The 21,433-nt window shown below is 47.6% G+C and carries 27 protein-coding genes; 12 read left to right on the top strand and 15 right to left on the bottom strand.

The genetic code is table 11. The features are described 5' to 3' along the window. Positions 1-17 precede the first annotated feature (17 nt). The 3 genes from ACXAD6_RS07475 to ACXAD6_RS07465 all read right to left on the bottom strand — a co-directional run bounded on the left by ACXAD6_RS07475 (position 18) and on the right by ACXAD6_RS07465 (position 1,855). The gene (locus ACXAD6_RS07475) at positions 18-722 is read right to left on the bottom strand and encodes a DNA alkylation repair protein (RefSeq protein WP_474968347.1); all 705 of its coding nucleotides are present in this window, start codon (positions 720-722) and stop codon (positions 18-20) included. After that, positions 719-1,594 carry a patatin-like phospholipase family protein gene (locus ACXAD6_RS07470; protein ID WP_474968346.1) on the bottom strand — a complete coding sequence of 292 codons (876 nt, stop codon included), beginning with the start codon at positions 1,592-1,594 and terminating at the stop codon, positions 719-721. Before ACXAD6_RS07470 ends, ACXAD6_RS07475 begins: the two co-directional genes overlap by 4 nt. Positions 1,595-1,705: 111 nt before the next feature. Then, positions 1,706-1,855: an FbpB family small basic protein gene (locus ACXAD6_RS07465; RefSeq protein WP_474968345.1), complete on the bottom strand. Its 150-nt coding sequence runs from the start codon at positions 1,853-1,855 to the stop codon at positions 1,706-1,708. A 108-nt stretch (positions 1,856-1,963) separates the two neighbouring features. Here ACXAD6_RS07465 and ACXAD6_RS07460 point away from each other — a divergent pair, with 108 nt between their 5' ends. The 4 genes from ACXAD6_RS07460 (at position 1,964) to ACXAD6_RS07445 (ending at position 5,672) form a co-directional block, all read left to right on the top strand. Further along, positions 1,964-3,112, top strand: a complete 1,149-nt coding sequence (locus ACXAD6_RS07460) for an aminotransferase A (RefSeq protein ID WP_474968344.1) — start codon at positions 1,964-1,966, stop codon at positions 3,110-3,112. A gap of 366 nt (positions 3,113-3,478) precedes the next feature. Then, a complete protein-coding gene (locus ACXAD6_RS07455; RefSeq protein ID WP_474968343.1) occupies positions 3,479-3,868 on the top strand; it encodes a DUF3992 domain-containing protein in 390 nt (129 codons plus the stop codon). A gap of 83 nt (positions 3,869-3,951) precedes the next feature. Beyond that, positions 3,952-4,692: a choice-of-anchor L domain-containing protein gene (locus ACXAD6_RS07450; RefSeq protein WP_474968342.1), complete on the top strand. Its 741-nt coding sequence runs from the start codon at positions 3,952-3,954 to the stop codon at positions 4,690-4,692. Positions 4,693-4,808: 116 nt separating this feature from the next. Beyond that, complete coding sequence (locus ACXAD6_RS07445) at positions 4,809-5,672, top strand: BMQ_0737 family morphogenetic spore coat protein (protein ID WP_474968341.1); 864 nt, start codon at positions 4,809-4,811, stop codon at positions 5,670-5,672. A gap of 80 nt (positions 5,673-5,752) precedes the next feature. Here ACXAD6_RS07445 and ACXAD6_RS07440 read toward each other — a convergent pair whose 3' ends face one another. Beyond that, complete coding sequence (locus tag ACXAD6_RS07440) at positions 5,753-5,902, bottom strand: Spo0E family sporulation regulatory protein-aspartic acid phosphatase (RefSeq protein WP_474970380.1); 150 nt, start codon at positions 5,900-5,902, stop codon at positions 5,753-5,755. 295 nt (positions 5,903-6,197) lie between these two features. Here ACXAD6_RS07440 and lepB point away from each other — a divergent pair, with 295 nt between their 5' ends. After that, on the top strand, positions 6,198-6,725 hold the full coding sequence (gene lepB / locus ACXAD6_RS07435) for a signal peptidase I (RefSeq protein ID WP_474968340.1): 528 nt from the start codon (positions 6,198-6,200) through the stop codon (positions 6,723-6,725). Between the two features lie 34 nt (positions 6,726-6,759). Here lepB and ACXAD6_RS07430 read toward each other — a convergent pair whose 3' ends face one another. Genes ACXAD6_RS07430 through ACXAD6_RS07420 form a run of 3 tightly spaced genes read right to left on the bottom strand, consistent with a single transcriptional unit; the run spans position 6,760 to position 7,417 of the window. Beyond that, complete coding sequence (locus tag ACXAD6_RS07430; protein WP_160835417.1) at positions 6,760-6,903, bottom strand: YvrJ family protein; 144 nt, start codon at positions 6,901-6,903, stop codon at positions 6,760-6,762. Between the two features lie 58 nt (positions 6,904-6,961). Then, positions 6,962-7,174: a DUF2922 domain-containing protein gene (locus tag ACXAD6_RS07425; protein WP_474968339.1), complete on the bottom strand. Its 213-nt coding sequence runs from the start codon at positions 7,172-7,174 to the stop codon at positions 6,962-6,964. An 18-nt stretch (positions 7,175-7,192) separates the two neighbouring features. Then, entirely contained in the window at positions 7,193-7,417 is a 225-nt protein-coding gene (locus ACXAD6_RS07420; protein WP_474968338.1) for a DUF1659 domain-containing protein, read from the bottom strand. A 186-nt stretch (positions 7,418-7,603) separates the two neighbouring features. Here ACXAD6_RS07420 and ACXAD6_RS07415 point away from each other — a divergent pair, with 186 nt between their 5' ends. From ACXAD6_RS07415 to ACXAD6_RS07385, 7 genes are all read left to right on the top strand, one after another. Next, on the top strand, positions 7,604-7,933 hold the full coding sequence (locus ACXAD6_RS07415; RefSeq protein WP_474968337.1) for an S-Ena type endospore appendage: 330 nt from the start codon (positions 7,604-7,606) through the stop codon (positions 7,931-7,933). A 22-nt stretch (positions 7,934-7,955) separates the two neighbouring features. Further along, entirely contained in the window at positions 7,956-8,285 is a 330-nt protein-coding gene (locus tag ACXAD6_RS07410; RefSeq protein WP_474968336.1) for an S-Ena type endospore appendage, read from the top strand. 452 nt (positions 8,286-8,737) lie between these two features. Further along, on the top strand, positions 8,738-9,241 hold the full coding sequence (locus tag ACXAD6_RS07405) for a DoxX family protein (protein ID WP_474968335.1): 504 nt from the start codon (positions 8,738-8,740) through the stop codon (positions 9,239-9,241). A gap of 181 nt (positions 9,242-9,422) precedes the next feature. Beyond that, positions 9,423-10,193: a carotenoid biosynthesis protein gene (locus ACXAD6_RS07400; protein ID WP_474968334.1), complete on the top strand. Its 771-nt coding sequence runs from the start codon at positions 9,423-9,425 to the stop codon at positions 10,191-10,193. After that, entirely contained in the window at positions 10,174-10,836 is a 663-nt protein-coding gene (locus tag ACXAD6_RS07395; RefSeq protein WP_474968333.1) for a lysophospholipid acyltransferase family protein, read from the top strand. The genes ACXAD6_RS07400 and ACXAD6_RS07395 overlap by 20 nt, the downstream gene beginning before the upstream one ends. Positions 10,837-10,896: 60 nt before the next feature. Further along, positions 10,897-11,967, top strand: a complete 1,071-nt coding sequence (locus ACXAD6_RS07390; RefSeq protein ID WP_474968332.1) for a glycosyltransferase family 2 protein — start codon at positions 10,897-10,899, stop codon at positions 11,965-11,967. Then, a complete protein-coding gene (locus ACXAD6_RS07385; protein ID WP_474968331.1) occupies positions 11,964-13,430 on the top strand; it encodes a phytoene desaturase family protein in 1,467 nt (488 codons plus the stop codon). Before ACXAD6_RS07390 ends, ACXAD6_RS07385 begins: the two co-directional genes overlap by 4 nt. Before the next feature lie 59 nt (positions 13,431-13,489). On the opposite strand, the gene ACXAD6_RS07380 is transcribed toward ACXAD6_RS07385, so the two are convergent. The 8 genes from ACXAD6_RS07380 to ACXAD6_RS07345 all read right to left on the bottom strand — a co-directional run bounded on the left by ACXAD6_RS07380 (position 13,490) and on the right by ACXAD6_RS07345 (position 21,433). After that, the gene (locus ACXAD6_RS07380; RefSeq protein WP_474968330.1) at positions 13,490-13,690 is read right to left on the bottom strand and encodes a hypothetical protein; all 201 of its coding nucleotides are present in this window, start codon (positions 13,688-13,690) and stop codon (positions 13,490-13,492) included. Between the two features lie 68 nt (positions 13,691-13,758). Then, positions 13,759-14,772, bottom strand: a complete 1,014-nt coding sequence (locus ACXAD6_RS07375) for an ABC transporter ATP-binding protein (protein ID WP_474968329.1) — start codon at positions 14,770-14,772, stop codon at positions 13,759-13,761. Then, positions 14,769-15,716, bottom strand: a complete 948-nt coding sequence (locus tag ACXAD6_RS07370) for a C40 family peptidase (protein ID WP_474968328.1) — start codon at positions 15,714-15,716, stop codon at positions 14,769-14,771. Before ACXAD6_RS07370 ends, ACXAD6_RS07375 begins: the two co-directional genes overlap by 4 nt. A 13-nt stretch (positions 15,717-15,729) precedes the next feature. Further along, positions 15,730-16,827 carry a dipeptide epimerase gene (locus ACXAD6_RS07365; RefSeq protein ID WP_474968327.1) on the bottom strand — a complete coding sequence of 366 codons (1,098 nt, stop codon included), beginning with the start codon at positions 16,825-16,827 and terminating at the stop codon, positions 15,730-15,732. A 20-nt stretch (positions 16,828-16,847) separates the two neighbouring features. Next, positions 16,848-17,768 (bottom strand): S66 peptidase family protein, encoded by a 921-nt coding sequence (locus tag ACXAD6_RS07360; RefSeq protein WP_474968326.1) that lies wholly within the window; start codon positions 17,766-17,768, stop codon positions 16,848-16,850. Between the two features lie 55 nt (positions 17,769-17,823). Further along, a complete protein-coding gene (locus tag ACXAD6_RS07355) occupies positions 17,824-19,449 on the bottom strand; it encodes a peptide ABC transporter substrate-binding protein (RefSeq protein ID WP_474968325.1) in 1,626 nt (541 codons plus the stop codon). A 20-nt stretch (positions 19,450-19,469) separates the two neighbouring features. Then, positions 19,470-20,471 carry an ABC transporter ATP-binding protein gene (locus ACXAD6_RS07350; RefSeq protein WP_474970379.1) on the bottom strand — a complete coding sequence of 334 codons (1,002 nt, stop codon included), beginning with the start codon at positions 20,469-20,471 and terminating at the stop codon, positions 19,470-19,472. A 5-nt stretch (positions 20,472-20,476) separates the two neighbouring features. Beyond that, positions 20,477-21,433, bottom strand: coding sequence for an ABC transporter permease (locus tag ACXAD6_RS07345; RefSeq protein ID WP_474968324.1), 957 nt, complete (start codon positions 21,431-21,433; stop codon positions 20,477-20,479).

Here is a 21,433-nt window from a genome sequence, read left to right as displayed (position 1 = left end):
AGCTTTAAGGAATAAACCTAGAGACGGTCCAGCAGGTGAGGCTGCTTGTTCTTCAGCCACTTCAATCCCTCCCGGCGGCTGAGGGGACGGCATTCATGCGTCGATAAAAAATCGATAACAGCATCCGGATCGGTTTTGCTGTATTCCCTGAGGGCCCATCCGATGGCTTTTTCGATGAAAAATTCCTTCTCCTCTCTTAAACGGAGGATGGTTTCAAATAAAAGGGCTTCATCTGTCTCCCCTTTGTACTTCAGTTGAAAAAGCAGTGCGGCACGACGCAGCCACATAAAGTCCGAATCACGGAATTGTTCTGTATATGGACGCAGCTGTTCCGGGTAGAGCTTAAAATATTCGCCGCACAGATGGGAAGCGATCATATCAACAGTATCCCACCACGGTTTCATCAAAAGGAGCTCTCTGTAAAACTCCAGCGCCTCCGGAGAAACCGCCTTTTTCCCTTTTTCCAAGACAGCCAGGGCTGCATAGTGACATTCTCTCTCAGGCATCTGAAAAAGTTGAAACGCCAATCCGAATCGTTCCTTCTCATGGTAGGTTTTACTGTCGCTCACAAAAGGAGCCAGGATTTTTTTCCTTTCGGGCGTTTGGATTCCATAGAATGGAAAGTGGTTTTTCATATAGTTTTCCATCGGCTGCCGTTGGCGGTCATCCTTATGTTCCGCCAAGGCTTCATTGATTTCAGACGCTATATACTCAGGTCTCATGTCCGGATCATTTCTAAGTGATCCATCTGAAGAAAATCGGCCAGCTGTCCTCCAAGATCCTCTGCTTCCTGATAGCCCTGCGTATAGAGGTTGTGCAGCCGGTCGCGGTTCCTCTCAATCCGGCTGACCACCAGCGGCTGGCGGGGACGGATGACGAGAGCCCTGCCCTCCTCCTCCAATTTTCTTACGTGTTCCAACTGGGCATTGTAGTTTAAATGGCGGTCTGTCATCGTTTTAGCGAAGTTCGGAAACTTTTTATACCGCCGGTTCAAATACCAGCCCGCTTTGGATTTTTCTTTCGTATACCCGTCATTTCTTGTCAGGACGATCACATGCTTTTGATTGCCGTCATCAATCGAACGCTGCAATGGGATCGGATCGGCAATACCGCCGTCCATGAGTTGAAATCCGCCGAAGTCAATGCTGGGAGCAATCATCGGAAGCGAGCTGGAAGCCCGGATGACTTTCAGAAGACTTTCCCTGTCATGGAAGGAATCAAAAAAGACCGGTCTGCCGGAATCCATGTCTGTTGTCGCTACGACGAACTTCGTCGTCTGTTTCATAAATGAGTCATAATCGAAAGGGACCAGTTCATTTGGAAGCTTGTCGAAAAGAAAGTCCATGCCAAACAACTGCCGTTTCGTCAGCATTCGCTTATAGGATATGTATTCGGGATGATCCCCGTATTCAACAATGACCCGGTAATTCCTGCCCCGCTGTCTCGCTACATAGGAGCTGCCATTACACGCGCCGGCAGAAGCTCCGACAACATAGGGGAAATGCAGACCCTGATCGAGAAAATAATCCAGGACTCCTGCGGTATATGCTCCCCGCATCCCCCCGCCTTCCAACACTAAACCAACATCGTTCATATGGATCACCTGCCTGAAAATAGTTATGGTTTATGCTTTACATTCTCCCACGTTCCTATGAAAATGTAAAAAGCAGCCCCTTGCAGGCGGCCGCTTTTTTTAGTACAGTCATTAATTTACAACATGGTCAGGACGAAGTTTATTTGTATGTTTTTCATCTATTTGTCTTTCAATTTCTTCAATCGCTTCTTCGTCTTGCAGCAGCTGCTGCTTGTTACGATCAACAAGTTCTTCAAAAGATAAACGGTGAATCGACCTCATTCTACACTTCCTTTCCTTGTCTTAGTTTGAATTATAACAAAATTCAACAAATGATACACTTGAATTGTTTGAACATTTTGTTAACTTTATGTAAAAAGGAGAGCTATAATGGAGCATTTGATCAACCCAACAGTTAAAAACATCGAAATTTCAGGCATCCGCCGCTTTTTTAATATGGTCAGCCATTATGAGGACGTCGTTTCCCTGACCATCGGCCAGCCGGACTTCCCTACCCCTGATGCCGTCAAGCGGGCGGGTATCCAGGCGATTGAAAGAGACCAGACGAGCTACACACATAACGCCGGTCTCCTTGAGCTCCGCCAGGCGGTCCAGCATCATGCGGCCGCATCCTATGGTCTTTCTTATGACGCCGAACAGGAAATCATTATAACGGTCGGAGCATCCGAAGCGCTGGATCTTTCCCTGCGTACCATCCTCCATCCTGGAGATGAAGTTATCCTCCCCGGCCCTGTATATCCGGGATATGAACCATTGATCCGGCTCGCCGGCGGCATACCGGTATTTGCAGATACGAGTGCTGAGGAATTCAAGCTCACCGGCGGCATTATTCAGTCACATATCACCGAAAAAACTAAAGCGGTCATTCTTCCCTACCCTTCCAACCCAACCGGTGTTTCATTAACAAAAGAAGAGTTGGAGGACATCGCTGAAGTCATCAAGCAGAACGACATCTTCCTCATTGCTGATGAAATTTACAGCGAGCTCGTTTACGAACAGCCGCATACATCCATTGCTTCTATTCCGGATGTCCGCGACAACGTCATCGTCGTGAACGGAGTATCCAAGTCCCACAGCATGACGGGTTGGCGGATCGGCTATCTGCTTGCACCGGAATGGCTGTCCCGTCATCTATTGAAAGTCCATCAATATAACGTGTCCTGCGCCACCTCGATCAGCCAATATGCTGCTCTGGAAGCACTGTCCAATCAGAAGCAGGAAGCGGAGAACATGCGTGATGCCTATAAGGAACGTCGCGATTATGCAGCAGATCGACTCAAACAAATGGGATTATCATTCGCTCAGCCGGACGGTGCCTTTTATTTGTTTATCCAATTCCCCCTGGATGGTAAATCGACCACAGATAAAGCCGTCGAGCTGGTGGAAGAAGCCGGCCTGGCCCTCGTGCCGGGAGATGCTTTTTCCAGCTATGGAGAAGGATATATGCGACTTTCCTACGCTTACAGCATGGAAACACTGAAAAAAGGTCTCGATCGACTTGAGAAATATTTGAAATAACAAAAACACGTGTGACAGCTTGCAGATGCAAAGGCCTCATGTGTAGATGGTCACGTGCGACTTAACGCTGGATGTTTGCATCGTCACTAAGTCTTTGTGAATCAAAGCCTTTACACATGGTTAATTGCGATCAACGTTTCTCAAAACAAACCTTTATTTACAAGATTACAGAAACAAGCCCCTTATCAGAGAAACGAAGGAAAACCGACGGTCTGGGCCAAATTGTTTTAAGACACATCCATGACGGATGTGTCTTTTTATTAGAAGTGCCTGATTTTAAAAACTTTCATTCCTCTAGTACACAAACCTATGCAGCTTCTTCTTTTTATCATAGGCTGTACTATAACGATTCAAGGAGGAAAACGAATGGCGAATTGTTGTTGTCCCGACCGCGGTGGTCAATTTGCTATGGATGAGTTCTGCGGAAACTTTACGATCGATTGTTTAACTGATACGGCAGACCCGGCATTCGACCTTGCAGAAACGGTCTGGACCTCAAGTTTTTCGATTGATGCCGGTACCATCAGTGTCTTTTATGATACCGGGTGTGCCGATCCATTGACTGTTTATGTAGCGAATGGTGGAGTGGTGGTGGAAACCTTTACGATCCCTCTGGCAACACTTGGGAGTAACGGAAACACACGATCAGTGACGGTCCAGACCTTTGATGAAGTCCGGATCATTTGTAATACAGAGGCGGCAGCAGGAAACGCATGCCGTGGAAAATACTGCATCAGCGCGAATTATCGATTATGAATGGCGGGGCAGGATACCTTTTACTCCTGCCTTTTCCGATTTATCCCAAAATTCAATCTTTATAGGAAAGGTAGTGTGCCGGTATGGCCACAATAGATGAAATTGTTGAAGCACTGGTCACTCCCTTGACAAAGTGCTGTTTAGTAAATGCTACAGTGACAGGCCCGTCTGTTCAAAGTGAAATTTTCTCTACGGCGCTCCAGGGTTTTCCGACGAATGGAAATGAATTTGTCGTTTTAAGCAGCGGTTTTGCCAGCCTTACTCCTGGAACAGCCACCACTTTCGTATCTGAAAATACAGGCGGGCCCATCGTGCCCGCCGGAGACCCCTTAGGTTCCCCGGATGGGCAGGTGTCTCTTGATGTTGTCACCGTCAGGCTTCAATTCCTTCTGCCGAAAGACCCCGGCAAGCTGACATTCGACTGGAAATTCGGTACCGAGGAAAATCCACAGTTTGTCGGAGCGTTTGCCGACTATTTCCGGGCGGATGTCTTCACTTCTCTCGGGACAGAAAATATTGCCCTGCTCCCGGATGGAAATCCTGTAACGGTTACGAATGCTGCGCCCTTTTCCAATATGCCGAATGGGAATTCCATGGCACCTCTTCCACCTTTCCCTACACCTAATGATGTTACGTATAACGCTGTGACTACGGACATCTACACAGCGGAGCTTGACCTGTCCTGCTACAGCTGTGAACTGATCACCCTTCAGATCAGAGTGGCTGATGTCATTGACCGGGTGTTTAACTCGGCTGCTTTTTTGGATAATCTGCGAATCACCGGATGCGAAGATCCGGAACCCGTGAAACCGATCTGTCCATGAGCCGTTATGGTTCCCTGCAGGAAGAAGATGGAGGAGCGTTTGTTACGAATGATAAAAAAGAGGGACCAGCATGAATGTTTACAGGTGCCGGCTACTATTCTAAAAGGGGGGATCTTATGGATAAGCATTGTATACAAACAGAAAAAGTGTATGACTGGGTGACCGCACCTCTTCAATTTACGAAGTGTTTAACCATTTCATTTCGTGATGATATCCTTATGGATGAGGTCTGCGGCAACTTCACCTTGACGAATGATTCCCGTCAACTGCTTTGGCAGTCGCTGTTGACTGAACCGATTACAGGAACCATTGTCCTCACCCTTCAGCAGGGAGATTTAAGCGATCTTTTTATTTTTATTAATGGCGAAAAAGTAAATAGTGGTACAGGGAAAACATTCAGCAGGACTGTTCAAGGTCTTCAGAGCCTTGAAGTTGTCCGTACGGGGGATATGGTACTGAGAGGAAAATACTGCCTGGATTTAAATTACATCCTTCCCCAAGGAAAGGAAGAACTGCCTCTCGACTGTGAATGTTACACCTGCTTTTTAACGGATGGGTGCTGCAGGAAATCAGGTCTTGACTCCATTATCTGCAGGGAAATTGGACAGAGAAAAGAAGTCCCGGTTCTTCTGCCGTCTGGTGAAAAAATCATCCTTCATGAAGTTACTTTATGTAAAGAAGGCTGTCTGGGTGTCAAACTCCCTAATGGATGCGTCTGTGTGTGTGCCTTTTCGCAAATTGAAAAACTGCTCCTCTGTGCCCCGCCAGGCACGAGTATCCAATGTGAAGTGACCCATTTTACCTGCAGGGTACAAATGATTACGAAAATCAAACACTGCCTCTGCCTGGAACTGCTGATTGATATCTGCCAGTCGGTCAAAGTGATTCACCCTGCCACCATTGCTGTGACTGCTCAGGAATGTGATCCCCGCCCTTTGATCGATCCTCTTTCCTGTTCCAATCAAACAGAAAAAAACTGATCTGCTCTTTATGTATAGATGACATCATCGCTGAGGGCAGCTACATAAAAAAACTTACAGAACGGTAAGCTCTGTAAGTTTTATGATTGTTGTTGAATCTCGTTGAGTAATGTATCCAGCCGCTGACTGATTTGAACCGATTCCACACTGGAGAATCCCTTTTCATTGGCGACCTCCATCATTCTTTTTCGAAGGTGCTCAATCTCTTCCAGCATCGTCTCTTTATCCATGACCTGCACGTGCGACGACCTCCTGCCAGTCCTATCTTTTTGTCTTTATCTCTTTCAAATACGTAAGCAAAAGGAATGTTTGTTCGCCTGTCCAACCTGCACGAAAAAAATTATCTCAATTTTCATTCCATTTGTAAAGATATATGCTAAAACAATTTACAATTCGACATAGGTTGACGAAGATTCCCCCTTTCCTATGTTACATATCCATTACATTGAAATCGATCTCCCTTTCATTTCTAAACCAATATGGTAAAATAAAAGCGAAATCATTTCTGTTCATCGAGAAAGGAAGATGAGATTGTCTGAACAATCTAAAAATGAATGGCTGGAATGGTTGAAAGCCATTGCCGTCGCCATCACACTGGCCTTCATTCTAAGAACGTTCTTCTTCGCCACGTCTATCGTAGAGGGTGCCAGTATGGATCCTACTCTTCAAAACGGTGAACGAGTCATGTTCAATAAAATTATCTACTATATAGATGAACCTGAGCGTGGAGATATCGTGATCATTGAACGTCCTGTTAAAAGTTATGTGAAACGAATCATCGGTCAGCCGGGGGATACCATCGAAATCCGGGACCACGAGCTTTATGTTAATGGAGAAAAGCAGACGCAGGAATACTTGAGTGAAGATGCGGCCTCCGCTACGAGAGACTACGGTCCTGTGGATGTTCCAGACGGGAAATACTTTGTCATGGGAGATAACCGCTCCATCAGTAAAGACAGCCGCAACGGTCTCGGCTTTATCGAAGAAGATGAGATCATCGGCCGTACAGAACTGGTCATCTATCCATTCAATCAATGGGGGCTTACCAATTAAAAAGAACATCCAGCCTATCATGGCTGGATGTTCTTTATTTTTGATTGATCAGCTTTTCCGGCCACTGATGCATCGTTTCAATCAACTGATCCAGCTTTCCTTCGATCCGGTGAAGCAGGTAAAAGGTCACCGCAACCGGAAAACCGACATCCGCCATGATGGATATCCACGTGTCCAAGGGCAGCATCCTCCTTTTGATAAAAAAGCCGCCCGCATCTCCGGGCGGCTTTCCTCATTTACAACGCAATATCAAATACGTTCCGTTCCACAATACGGGCTTCTTTCTTGGATACAAGACTTCCCCCAGTTGAAGTAAAACAGTCTTGCACGAGGATTTCATCCATCGCAGCGTTCACCAAAGCCGGATCCACTGGTTCTACTGGATCATCAAGACTGATTGTCACTGTCCTGTTTTCTTCATTTAAAAACTTAAGCTCGAGCTTTTTCATCGTTTGACCTCCTTGTTATTAATCTTCAGTAAGAATCGAGCGGTTGTCTCGGGCGACTTCTTCCATGATGTGCTGTTGAAGCGGTGCAAGCGCAACTGCGGTTTGGTAAAGCTGTTCATCCGTTGCTTCGGTTTTCATGTTGTTAAATGATTTCGTCTTGTAAACCATGTTTCCCTCTTCATCCTGTCCAACCGCTAATACAAGCTGCAGCCGGGAATCCATGCGTGTGTTGGTTACGGCCATATTTCTCACCTCCTCTCACTTCTATAATCGAAGTGAAAGACAAATAGGTGTCGGCCTATTTTTTCTGCGGCCCAAATTACAATATGGTAAGTCTTCATAGACGGATACACAAGCTGTTTCTACGAAATGACATAGATTATTACTATAGTGTAGAAGTGAAATTTGAGACTGCAAGGAGGAATGAATATGTGTGGTGTCTATTCGGATTCCGGGTCCGCGTGCTGCCCCCAGGCACAGATCGTCCAGGAGGAAATCTGTGGGAATATCAATGAACTGCTGGTCGCTGATACTTTATGGGAGGCTCCAGCCGGCAGCTATGTTTCTGCAACGTTCCAAGTATTTAATTCAGCATCAAGTGCAGGGAACATTGTCACAGCCGGAGATGTCGTTTTGACAGCCCTGCCGGGGAACACGGTTTCCGAAAGTGTTAACAACCCGACATTATTTACGGTAACCACCCTCGCCGGGGTAACCGGCACGTACTGTATTACGTTGTATAAACGTGTTTTAGCTTAATAAAACAAAGGAGAATATAATTATGTGTCAATCACATTCGGCCTGCTGTCCGCAGGCGCAGATTGTTCAGGAAAAAATTTGTGGGAATTTCAATGGAGCACTTGTAGCTGAAGAAGTGTGGAACGCTCCTGCAGGAAGCTACGTCTCCGGAACCTTCCAGATTTTCAACTCCGCTTCCAGTCTCGCTCCTGTAGCAGGGGCAGTCGTAGGTACACCCGCAGGGGTTCTTGCAGCAGCTCCAGGTGTTACTGACTCTGTCAGCGTCAACAGCCCGACTTCATTTACGATTACCTCTGCGCTTGGTGACAGCGGTACCTACTGCATCACGCTATACAAGCGCGTCCTAGCTTAATTCAACTAGATAAACAGCTCATCTGCGTACGCGTGCGTTAACAATAAAAAAGCCCGGGAACCTGTATGACAGGTTCCCGGGCTTTTTTTTTCTACGTATTAACCGTGATCAAAAATCGTGAGGCCGATCAATCCCAGCATAACGACAATACTTACTACATTCATGACCATTTCCATGATCTTCCCACTCCTCTCTCTGCTCCCATTTTAACAAAAAACGCTTTCATCTGCTTCGTTTATTTTTAGACATTCTCTCTTCCTTATTCGTGATTCTTTCCCGATAACCTTCCTTTGCCCCTCACTGTTCACCATTCGTTCTTATGTTTATGGCTATATTGTGAAATAGTGAGCAATACACCATCCATCCTCATGATTCATTATATAATGGAGTTGTAACAAAGATGCCGGCAATCATGTGAAACAATGAACATAATAAACGAAGGAGTGAGGAACATGTTGAATCATTTCCTGAGAACCAATAAAATAGCGGCTGCTGTGTTAGCGGTCATCCGGGTTTATATCGGTGTGACGTGGCTGAAAGCTGGTATTGGTAAGCTGACCGGTGGTTTTGAAGTCCAGGGATTTCTCCAGGGAGCCATCAGTCAAGCGGCAGGCGATCACCCGGCCGTACAAGGATGGTGGGCGGCTTTCCTTGAAGGGTTCGTGCTTCCGAATCATCCATTATTCGCACAGCTCGTCATGTGGGGGGAAATTCTTGCGGGCATCGCTCTTATCCTTGGATTATTTACAACAGCTGCAGCCTTTGGAGGCATCCTGATGAATTTTGCTTTCTTGTTCAGTGGTACAGTCAGCACCAATCCACAGATGGTCATCCTGACGATTTTCATCCTTGCTGCCGGTATCAACGCCGGACGGTACGGCCTGGATCACTGGATCGTTCCATTCATGCAGAAACGCCGGCCGCACATCCGAAAAGGGCAGCTGGCTCATACGTAACAGAATAGACAAACACAAAGAGCAGGCCCATGCCTGCTCTTTGTGCATGAAAGGAACCCCTGTATCCGGATTCCATTTGAATACAAAATATTGTTTATTTTCTAGATGGATGAGGTATCATGAAAGGAGGTCTCGACCCTGTTATATATTTGATATTCTTCGTAGAAATTGAGGTGCGTTCATGTCCACTTATATTTTCCGCTTTTTTATTTTCTGGTACATATGCGGCGTATTCCTGGTTACCTTTGACTGGCTGCCCCCCTGGCTCGAATGGGCCAACAGTGTATTTTTAATCGCTGCCGGTATTGTCGCCGGGCTGTACTTTATACATATGTATGGGAAAAGAACAGGCATCCTCTACAGCCTGTTCATTATAGCTGCCAGTATTTATATCGAACATTTAGGAGTGGCCTACAACTTCCTGTTCGGAACCTATGACTACACGCAGGACTTTGGGATAAAGATCGCCGACACCCCTGTCACCATTGGGTTTGCCTGGCTCTTGATCATCGGGTGCTCCCACGAAATCGCTCGTGTTATTTCCAGCGGCCTTCCATCCCTCCCCCGCTTCCTTACGTTTCTTTTGACGGGAGCGTTGTGTGCGGTAACGATCGATCTTATTCTCGATCCTGTATCCTATAAAGTAAAAGAATACTGGATCTGGCAGGAACCCGGCTTTTATTATGACATTCCTTTCAGCAACTTTGCCGGCTGGTTTGTCACCGCCGCCTTCTTCCATCTCGTATTCCTGATATGGAATCCGGATAACCTGGTGAATGAGGGAACATGGCCGAAACGAATGGCTTTGGTGTTCGGGCTGATGGTGTTCTTATTTATCTGTATGGCCTTTACCGGGGGGCTGTATTTGGCTATCACGCTTGTCGCTCTCTTAACCGCTGGCTGGTACGCTCTTTATTTTTGGAGGAAAAAACATGTTCAAGCCGTCTCATAAACGTCCGATCATCGAGTGGGGGTTTACCCGTTTCAACCGGATGTTCCTGAACAAACATTTCAACCGGATCCTGTTGGATGCCCCGGAGACCGTTCCAAAAAAGAATACCTTATTTCTTATCAACCACTCAGCATGGTGGGACCCTTTGTTCATCTTTTATCTCAATGACCAGGTCGTCCATTCCGACGGATACGGTATGATGCATGAGGATGGGCTGCAGAAATTCCCCTTTTTCAGGAGCATTGGCGCCTTTTCCATCAACAGCAGCAGCCACAAGCATCTTATAGAATCCCTTTCCTATAGTGCGGATCTGTTATCTAAAGGAAAAACGGTATGGATTTTCCCCCAGGGGGCGGAACAGCCTTTGGAAAAACGTCCGCTTGAGTTTTTTTCCGGCATCAGTTATATCGTGCAAAAAGCTCCACACGTCAACGTGGTGCCTGTTTCCATCTATTATGCCCTGGAGCATGAACGAAAACCGAATGCTTACATAACAATCGGGGACCCTCTTCCACAGGAGGGGTACTCCGATTTGAACCGGAAATCTATGACCCGTTACTTTGAAACAGCCGCCACGAAGCAGCTGGATGAACTCCGGACACGAGTCCTACAGGAAGACCATCAGCTGTTCCGCCCTATTTAAACAGAAAGGAGGCTGCCGTCATTGCTATGGTTTTTTATCTTTGTCCTTCTTTTAGTCGTTATGAACGTATGGACAATGGTTAACAGTTTATTCCTATATCCTTTGCGGGCAGGTAAACACGAAGAGGCGGATCAAAAAGTTTCCCTGCTCGTCCCCCTCCGGAATGAAGTGGATAACGTGGAGGGCTTGATCCACTCGCTATCATCACTCACCTATCCAAATCTTGAGATGCTTCTTCTTGATGACCATTCCGAGGATGGTACCTATGAAAAACTACTCTCTCTCACAGCGGAGGATGCCCGGTTTACGATTCTGCAGGGGAAAGAGCTGCCGGATGGATGGAACGGGAAAGTTCATGCCTGCCACCAGCTTTCAGAAAAAGCAGGGGGCGACTACCTGTTTTTCCTGGATGCAGATGCCCGTGTCGCCCCATCCGTGATACAGCAAACATTGGGAACAATGAACAAAAGAAAAGCTTCTATGCTCAGCGGATTTCCGTATTACCCGAATCATCATTTTCTCAGCCATATGCTTGTGCCGCTTCAGCATATGGTCGTGTTGCTTCACCTTCCACTTTTTATGGCCAACCGCACGACAAAGCCGATGTTTACAGCAGCCTGCGGCATTTTTATTATGATTGAACGGTCGGCTTATCAGGCGGTCGGAGGTCATGAATCGGTAAAGGATTCGCTTGTAGAAGATGTTCATCTCGCTCGTGAAGTGAAAAAGAACGGTTACCGCATGATCCTTGCCAATATTACATCATCCGCTCTGTCGTATATGTACGAGTCGAACAAAGAAACGTGGGCAGGATTTAAGAAGAATCTATACACCGGCATCGGACGTTCCACATGGATGGTCGTTTTCCTAACCGTGTTGTATGCCATCCTTTTTATACTCCCAGGGGGCCTCGCCGTTTTCGGTGTCTTCACGGGAGCCTTTTACCTGCTGCTTCCCTATGTATTGCTGATTACGTTCAAAATGTATGTGGATGCACGGACAGGACACCCCTTGTGGCTGTCGTTTCTCATGCCAGTAGCAGGAGTGCTGCTGATTGCGATGATGTGGGCATCCATGCTTGTACATAAACGAGGACGTACTTATCAATGGAAAGGCAGGTCGTATCAATGAAAGCAGTCATTATCGGGGGTGGACTCGGCGGTCTTTCCGCTGCGGTCCACCTGGCCAGTGAAGGCGTAGATGTGAAATTGTTTGAAAAGAACAGCCATTTTGGAGGCAAAATGATGGCCGTAGACGAAGAAGGCTATCACTTCGACTTTGGCCCCAATACTATGACAATGCCGGATGTATTCACAAGAGTGCTGTCGAAAGCTGGACTCTCCCCCCATCTTCTCGACTTTGAAAAGATTGACACTCATACGAGAAATGTCTTTCCGAATGGCACGACCTTTGATTTTTCCACCGATCAGGATGTTATGAAAAAACAGCTGAAGCAGCTTGATCCTGAAGGGTACCAGGCTTATGAACCGTTTCTGAAGGAGATCGAGCGGCTCTACCATATGTCCCGGGAGCATTTTCTGCACAGAACATTCAACGGATGGAAGGATTATCTGTCTCCCGCCCTTATGAAGAGCATGATGAAGGTACGCCCGCTCCAATCGATGGATCATTTTTTCAGACAGTACTTTACCAATCCTGATATCATTAAGGCCTTGAACCGGTACTCGACGTATATCGGATCCAATCCTTATCAAGCTCCGGCCACATTCAGTATGATTGCCCACCTTGAATGGAATGAGGGGGTGTATTATGTGAAAGGCGGCAATACGAAAATTGCGGAAGCCTTCGTTCAAGCAGCAGAAGCTGCCGGCGTCCATCTCTACAGCGGCACCCCCGTATCAAAAATCCATACGTATCAAGGAAGTGCCGTAGGCGTCGAAACAGGGGATGGCGATTTCTTTGAAGCCGATCATGTCATCGTAAACGGCGATCTGCTCCAGGCAGTCCCGGACCTCATCGATCAGAAGGAAAGGAAAAAAATGAGTGACGGGAAGCTCGCTTCCTATGATCCTTCCATTTCCGCTTTTGTGATCATGGCAGGACTGGATACCTATCTTCCCCAGCTGCACCACCATCATCTGCTCTTTTCGGGTGATTACAAAAAAGAGTTCCGGCAGCTGTCCCGTGGAAGGTATGCCGACGATCCGACGATTTATATCTGTACGTCAGCAAAATCAGATCCTGATGTTTCTCCTAAAGGGGATAATTGTTTTATTCTCGTCAATGCTCCAGCCGTTGGCGGGCATCCGCAGAATAAGGACCATTACAAAGCGCTGATCTATGAGAAACTGAAAAAGGCCGACATCCCCATCAGTGATCATCTTGTATATGAAAAGGTCATCGGACCGGAGGAAATTGAAGTGACATTCGGAGCCTATCGTGGTTCGCTTTACGGCCCTTCCTCCAACAGCAGGAGTCAGGCCTTTATGAGGCCGTTCAACAAATCCCAGGACTTGAAAGGCTTATGGTTCTGTGGCGGCAGCACCCATCCTGGTGGTGGTTCCCCGATGGTCGTTCTCAGTGGAGAAAACGTAGCTAATCAAATCATCGGAAAAATTGTCCATATCGAATGAATGCCACACCTGCAAAAAGAGGCTGCCGGAAATCCGGCAGCCTCTTTTATTATGTAAGTTTATGCCTGTTTTCTTTTTGGCAGACAAGATAGGAAATAGGATACGGTGGCCACCACGACCAGGATCAACAGATGGGATGGACCACTGCCAGCTCCGCCTGTCCCAGGGTCATATTGGATCGTCAAAATTATACCAGAGAGATATTCATAGAAAAAATAAAGAACGATAAAACTACTTATAAAAATCAAATACTTTTTCATCAGGCTGCCTCCTTCTTCTGTCTATACGAAAAAAGCAGCCAATCGTTTCAAAAAAAATAGGAAATGCATCAGGAAAGGGAGATTGATCGGCTCCGTAAATCCTTCCCTGACGGATCGTCTTCGTTATACAAATGACAGGCTGCATAGTGTCCACTTTCAACCTCCTGCCATTTTGGAACTTCCTCTGCGCAACGGTCCATCGCTGCGGGGCACCTTGTCCGGAACACACACCCGCTTGGAGGATCGATCGGACTGGGAATTTCCCCTTCAATAATCATTTGTTCGCGCTCATCTTCCAAATCCGGGTCAGGAATTGGAATCGCAGACAACAGCGCTTTTGTATAAGGATGGAGGGGTTTTTTATAAAGCTGATCACTGGTTGTCAGCTCGACGAGGTGACCTAAATACATCACCCCGATGCGGTCCGATATATGCTGCACCATAGACAAGTCGTGGGCAATAAACAAATACGTGAGCCCCTTCTCCTCCTGCAGCCTCTCCAACAGGTTGACCACCTGAGCCTGGACAGAAACGTCGAGCGCAGAAATAGGTTCGTCAGCAATAATGACGGATGGATCAAGAGCAAGAGCGCGGGCAATCCCGATCCGCTGCCGCTGTCCGCCGCTGAACTCGTGTGGATATCGATTGGCATGATCACGGTTCAACCCGACTTCTTCAAGCAGTTCATACACCCGTTCCATCCGCTCCCGCTTTGTTCGGAAGAGCTTGTGAATTTCCATGGGTTCCGCAATAATTTCCGCTACTGTGGATCTTGGGTTTAAAGAAGCATAAGGATCCTGAAAGATCATCTGCATCTCTCTTTTCAAGTGGAACTGCTCTTGTTCACTACGATCATGAACACTTTTCCCTTTATATAGAACCTCTCCATCTGTGGCGGAATACAGGTTCATCATCGTCCGGCCTGTGGTCGATTTGCCGCACCCGGACTCCCCGACAAGGCCGAACGTCTCCCCTTCATATACATCAAAGCTGATGCCGTCCACAGCTTTCAACGATTTGTTTCTGCCGATGTCAAAGTGCTTTTTCAATTGTTTGACTTCCAATACTTTTTCCATCGTCATCCTGCCTCCTCCGCTTCTTCCCAGTATCTTCGTACCGCACACAGTTCTTTTTCATAGATCGTGTCGTTCAGCTCAATGATTTCAATGCTCTTCCCTATGTTCGGAGAGTGAAGCATTTTTCCGTCCCCATAATAGAACCCGACATGGTGGACACGCCCCTGACCTTGATCATAGGCAAAAAACAACAGATCGCCAGGCTGCTTTTGATCGATCGGTACTTCCACTCCTTTGGTCACTTGATCAGTGGCGTCACGCGGAATGATGTAGCCATGAGCTTTGTGCAGTGCATAAGCGAAACCTGAGCAGTCAAACCCATATGCACTCATCCCTCCCCAGAAATAAGGCAGATCAAGGAAGGTTTCTGCTGATTCTATAATGGCTGCTCCACTGCCTTTCGGGACCGCTTCACCAGAAGGGTAAACCGATACAGCCTCTGCAGATACATAGCCTTCTCCATGAGGGGTACGGACCTTGATCAGCACGCCCTCCTCTTGAATGACCGGAAGAGAGGTCAGATAACTGAGCTCCAGGAACGGCTGGCGTTTTTCATCCAGAAGCATCGTCTGTTTATCATGGACAACGAGCATGCCATTTCCCTGCCATTTGGAATCCGCCAGAGCACTGAGCTGCCTTTCAGGTATGTAGCCGGGATATCCCCGGGCATCTTTTTTCGAAGCCTGATGCGGAATAATAATCCGTGCCCACCCGTCCTTCATGTCATCGACGATCACTTCTTCGCCGTATAAAAGCTGGGATTGAACGAGATTGTCATCGCAGAGTGCAAGTTTCTGTTTATGATCGAGCTGGTTCAGCCATTCGGACATCGAACTGACCGCTGACAGCCCTGCTTCATCACAGTCTCTCGGGGAGTCTGGTGCCGTCCAGACCGTGGCTACTGGAACGGCCACCACCCAGACTGTTTCGATTGTTGGTTTCTTTGTCATGGTCTTCCTCCTTTTATGAAATCCCGGTATTCTTTAAAGAGAGCCTGGAAACGCCGAGACCCGGAGTTTTTGGTAGAGTCATAACCGCCTGATTGTAATGCACGCCTCCTTCAACAGGGTCTGCGGTAAGCATGAGAGGAGCATCGAAATCTACTTTCGTTACGTTCTTCTGACTGGCAGCAAAATGGGCCGCTGCGGTAATGCCGAGTTTCGTTTCAATCATACTCCCCACCATGCACGGGACGCCGAAACTTTCAGCAGCCGCATTGATTTTCAAGGCCTGGTGAATCCCTCCGCTTTTCATCAATTTAATATTAATCATATCTGCGCTTCCTGTTTTCAAAATACGTATCGCATCTTCTGGAGAAAACACACTCTCATCAGCCATAATTACCGTACTTACTGCATCGGTCACCATCTTAAGTCCATCAATGTCTCCCGCTTTGACCGGCTGCTCCACCAGTTCGATCGGAAGCTTCCTGTTTTCCATCTCACGGATCGCGTAGACAGCTTCTTTTGCTGTCCACGCTTGATTAGCGTCAAGTCGTATGGCAGCTTTTTTTCCTATTCTTTGATGAATGGCTTGTATGCGTTCAATGTCATGATGGATACTGTCTTTACCAACTTTCACTTTCAAGACGCGGAATCCTCGCTGGATATAGGCGTCAGCGTCCTCCGCCATTTCCTCTGGTGTATGGACACTGACGGTATAATCCGTTTCCAATTGGTCCGTCCACCCTCCAAGAAATTGATAAAGAGGGAGTCCGGCAGCTTGAGAAAGCCCATCATACAATGCCATATCGACGGCTGCTTTGGCACTGGTGTTTCCTACACAGCTCCTATGGAGAGACTCAAATACAGCTTCTCTCTGCAATATGTCGGAGCCAATTAACACCGGTGTCAAAATCTCCTTGATCGTGTGCTCAATACCTCCGAGCGATTCCCCTGTGATGACATGGGTGGGCGGGGCTTCCCCGCAGCCTGTCAGACCATTATCAAATTCAATTTTCACATAGATCGATTCGGCGACGGTCACCGTACGAAGAGCGGTTATAAATGGTTTGTGTAGTGGAACGGCCACCCTCATTGTTTCTACGGACTGGATTTTCATCGCTTTCCCCCCCCCTTTCGTTATTGAACACCTGCGGCAATCCTCAAATATTCCGCGTTGCTGCACAGCTCCGCCTCCACCCCGAGAGGCACAGCATAGTGAGGCAGACAATGACCGATTCTAAATCCTGACAGGACCGGTTTTTGAAAATCAGCAAAATAATGACGGAATACTTCCTGAACTTCGATCGTTTCTTTTTTCTTTTTAGGATCGGTCTCACTGAAATCACCAACGACGATACCGGAAGCGTCGTCGAGTTTACCTGCAAGCTTTAATTGACTTAAGAAAGAATCAATCCGGTAAGGTTCCTCACCGACATCCTCGATCAACAGAAGCCGGTTCTTCGTATCGATTTCATAAGGGGAACCGATGGAGTTGACAAGAAGGGAAAGGTTTCCCCCCACAAGTCTGCCCGAAGCCGTCCCCTTACAGATTACTTGTAACGGTGATGTCTTATTGGTGTACGTAAATGTCTCCGGATGAAACAGCTGGGTAAACCGCTGTTTTGAACGATCATCAAAGCCGGGCTTCCCGACATCCGAGCTCAACATCGGTCCGTGAAATGTGACAAGACCTGCCTGACGCTGGATGGCGGTATGTAAAAAAGTAATATCGCTGTAGCCCCAGAATACTTTGGGGTTTCTGCGGATCATGCTGTAATCGATGGAAGCAGCCAGACGACTGGTCCCATACCCCCCTCCGGCACAGAAAATCCCTTTAATGGCTGGATCTCTGAACATCTGATGCAGGTCGTTCAGTCGTTCACGGTCTGTGCCAGCCAAGTAGCCGTATGTCCGCTTAACGTTTGGTCCGATCATAACGTTCAATCCCAGCGAATGCAGGAACGGCAGCGCATTTGTTAAATTCGTTAGATCCGGAGGGCTGGCTGGAGCAATCACTCCAACCGTATCTCCTTTTTGTAATCGGTTTGGTTTCTGCATAGACTCCTCCATAGAGAAGAGGCAAGCCCGGCTCAGCCGGGTGCCCCTTTGGTTGTTACTCCTTATCTGCCCATTTCAATTCCAGATAGCCGACAGGATGACGGATGACATCGGATATGCCTTCTTTTTCGAGCAGAACGAAGTTGTAGAAATGGATCGGGAAGATCGGCATCTCTTCAAATAAAATCTTCTCTGCTTCATACATATGCTCCCACCGCTTCGTTTCATCGGTTTCATTTTTCGCCTGTTCAATGAATTGATCATACTCGTCATTGGACCAGCCCGTCCGGTTCATGGATGAATCGGTGACGAAACTTTCCAGGAAGTTGATCGGATCGGCATAGTCGGCGATAAAGGAGCTGCGTGACAACTGGTGCTTCAAATCTTTTTGATTCTGGAGGAATACGTTCCACTCTGCATTTTCCAGGGTGACGTCAACATCCAGGTTTTCCTTGAACATCTGCTGGATCGTTTCCGCAACCTTTTTATGTGACTCACTTGTATTATAGGAAAGAGTGATTGGAGGCAGTTCTTCATAGCCTTCTTCCTTCATCCCTTCCTCCAGCAGCTTTTGCGCCTCTTCAGCGTTGAACTCTACAAGGTTTCCATTCTGTTCACGGAAATCTTCCCCGGAAGGGCCTTCGAATCCATAGGAAACGAATCCGTAAGCAGGTTCTTCTTTGTTTTTCGTTACATAATCGACGATGTCCTGCTGATTGACAGCCATCGCAAGCGCCTGTCTGATTTTCTTGTTCTGGAACGGCTCTTCGTTTACATTAAAACGATAAAAATAGGTGCCCGCCTGGTCTTGAACTTTCAGCTGTTCATGTTCCATCAGCTCTTCGGACATATCAGCCGGGATGTTCGTCGTGTCCAGTTCCCCACTTTCATACATCTGGTATTCTGTGTTGGTATCATTGACCATGGCCCAGTGAACTTCATCCAGCTTGACTGTATCCTTGTCCCAATAGTTTTCATTTTTCTTAAACGTCATTTCACTGTCATGCTTCCACTCGTCCAACGTAAACGGTCCGTTTCCTACAAAGCTGTCCGCTTCCGCATACCATTCGGCATTTTCTTCCGCCACACTTTCATTAATCGGGAAGAACGCCGGGTTGGAGATAATATTCAGGAAGTAACCGGTTGGTGAGGAGAGGGTCACTTTCAGCTCCTTCTCGCTTACGGCCTCGACCATCACATCTTCTTTTGATTCATCACCATTGTTAAACGCTTCTCCACCTTCAATGAAATAGCCGAGAAACGCAGCCGGAGAGGCCGTTTCAGGATCCAAAAGACGTTTCCAGGCAAATTCAAAATCTCCTGCTGTTAAGTCGTCACCATTGGACCATTTAGCATCCTCACGAATCATAAACGTGTAAACCTTACCATCTTCAGAAACTTCCCACTCCTCTGCCGCTGCAGGCTCAGGCTGATGATCCTTCCCGAGCCGGGTCATTCCTTCCATCAGGTTGTTCAAAGCGTTCCAGGAAACGGAATCAAATCCCATCGGAGGGTCAAAGGACGTCGGCTCTTCCCCATTATTGAGCAGTAATGTTTTAGTGTCTCCTGATTTTGCCTGCTCCCCTTCCGCATTGTCCTCTTCACTAGAACTGTTGGCTGTACAGGCCGCCAGCACAGCAATAATTGCAATCCCCCATAAAACATGCAGCCACTTTTTCATCGTACTACCCCTCTCTTTGATCATGATTGAATGGTTGCTGAGTATTTCTCCGCCCGCTCATCTTGAAGCCAGCAGTCCACCTCATGGGTTTCGCTGCGGACCGTTGGATATGGATAAATCCTGCTGCACACTTCCATAGCAGCCGGACACCGGGCGGTAAATGGACAGCCTTCCGGTGGTGAAAACAAATCCGGAGGCGTACCGTCAATCGGAATCAGCTTTTCTCCTTTTTGGTCCAGACGGGGAACAGAATGCAGAAGCCCTTTTGTATAGGGATGCTGCGGCTCATAAAAGATCTCCCGCCTTGTACCTGTTTCGACGACTTTCCCTGCGTACATGACCGCGATCCGGTCCGCCACTTTCGCAACCACACCCAAATCGTGTGTGATCAGGATGATCGAGACTCCGGTTTCCTTTTGAATTTTGTTAAACAGCTGGAGAATCTGCGCCTGAATCGTTACGTCAAGGGCAGTCGTCGGTTCATCGGCTATCAAGAGCTCCGGTTCACAGATAAGAGCCATAGCGATGACAATCCGCTGCCGCATTCCGCCGGAAAACTGGTACGGATACTGCTTCATCCGTTCATCAGGATTCGGAATGCCGACGAGGTTCAACATGTCCACAGCCTGGCCTTCCGCTTCTTTTTTCGTCACACGCCGGTGCTGTCTGAGCCCTTCTGTAAGCTGATCACCGACAGTCAACGTCGGGTTCAAGGCTGTCATCGGATCCTGGAAGATCATCGATATGTCGACACCACGGATCCCTCTCATTTTCTTGTCGGACAGTTTCGTCATGTCCTTTCCCTTAAAGAGAATGCTTCCCTCTTTGATCTGTCCCGGAGGGGTCGGGATTAAGCGCATAATGCTTGAGGCTGTTACACTTTTTCCACAGCCGGATTCTCCGACAATTGCAAGCGTCTCTCCTTCGTACAAGTCGAGATTGACTCCGCGTACCGCCTGCACTTCTCCTCCGAACGTCTTAAAGGAGATATGCAGGTCATGAATTTCAAGAATCTTGTTCAACATCCTCACCTCCTTAAGCGTGGGTCGAGCGCATCCTGCAGCCCGTCCCCGAGCACATTAAATGCAAACATCGTTGCTGAAATAAAGAAGGCCGGGAAAAACAGCCGCCACCAGTCCCCCGACAAAATGACGCCGAGGGCATCGTTCGCCATGACTCCCCAGCTGGCATAGGGAGACTGGATGCCGAGACCGAGAAAACTTAAAAAGGCTTCGGCGAAAATCGCCGTCGGAACGGTCAGCGTCATTTGTACAATGATGGGCCCCATCGTATTAGGCAGCAGATTTTTCTGGATGATCCGTTTCGTTTTGGCACCAAAGGACTGCGAAGCCATCACAAATTCGTTGTGCTTCAACTGCAGCACCTGCCCACGGACAATCCTTGCCATCCCCACCCATCCGGTTACTGTAAGAGCAATAATGATGGTCAAAAGGCTCGGCCCCATAACGACTAACAGAAGAATGACAACGAGCAGGTAAGGAAGGCCGTACAATATTTCAATGATCCGCATCATCACATTGTCCGTACGGCCGCCTTTATAACCGGAGATCCCTCCATAAACGACTCCGATAAAGAAATCAATCAGGGCGGCCATCAAACCGACAAATAAAGAAATTCTTGCTCCATACCACGTTCTTGTAAACACATCACGGCCGAGTTCATCCGTCCCGAACCAGTGGTCCATTGACGGGGGCTGGTTTTGATCAGCCAGGGAAGCTTCGGACACGGTATACGGGGAAATCCATGGGCCGATCACCGCCATGACGGCAAGCAGAATGAGGAAAACAAACCCTGCCATGGCTAATTTGTTCTGGCGGAGCCTGCGCCAGGCATCTTCCCAGTATGAAAGGGAAGGACGGACCACAGACTCAGCCTCATCGATGTTTTTCTCTTTTGGCCGGAACCACTCATCCGGAATCGATGAATGGGAATCATCCCGTTGCTTTTCTTTTAAAGCAGACAT

The sequence above is a fragment of the Halobacillus sp. ABH2_015 genome, from assembly GCF_056158945.1.
Note: the sequence above shows the minus strand (reverse complement) of the source record. Positions and strands in the feature narration are given on the sequence as shown.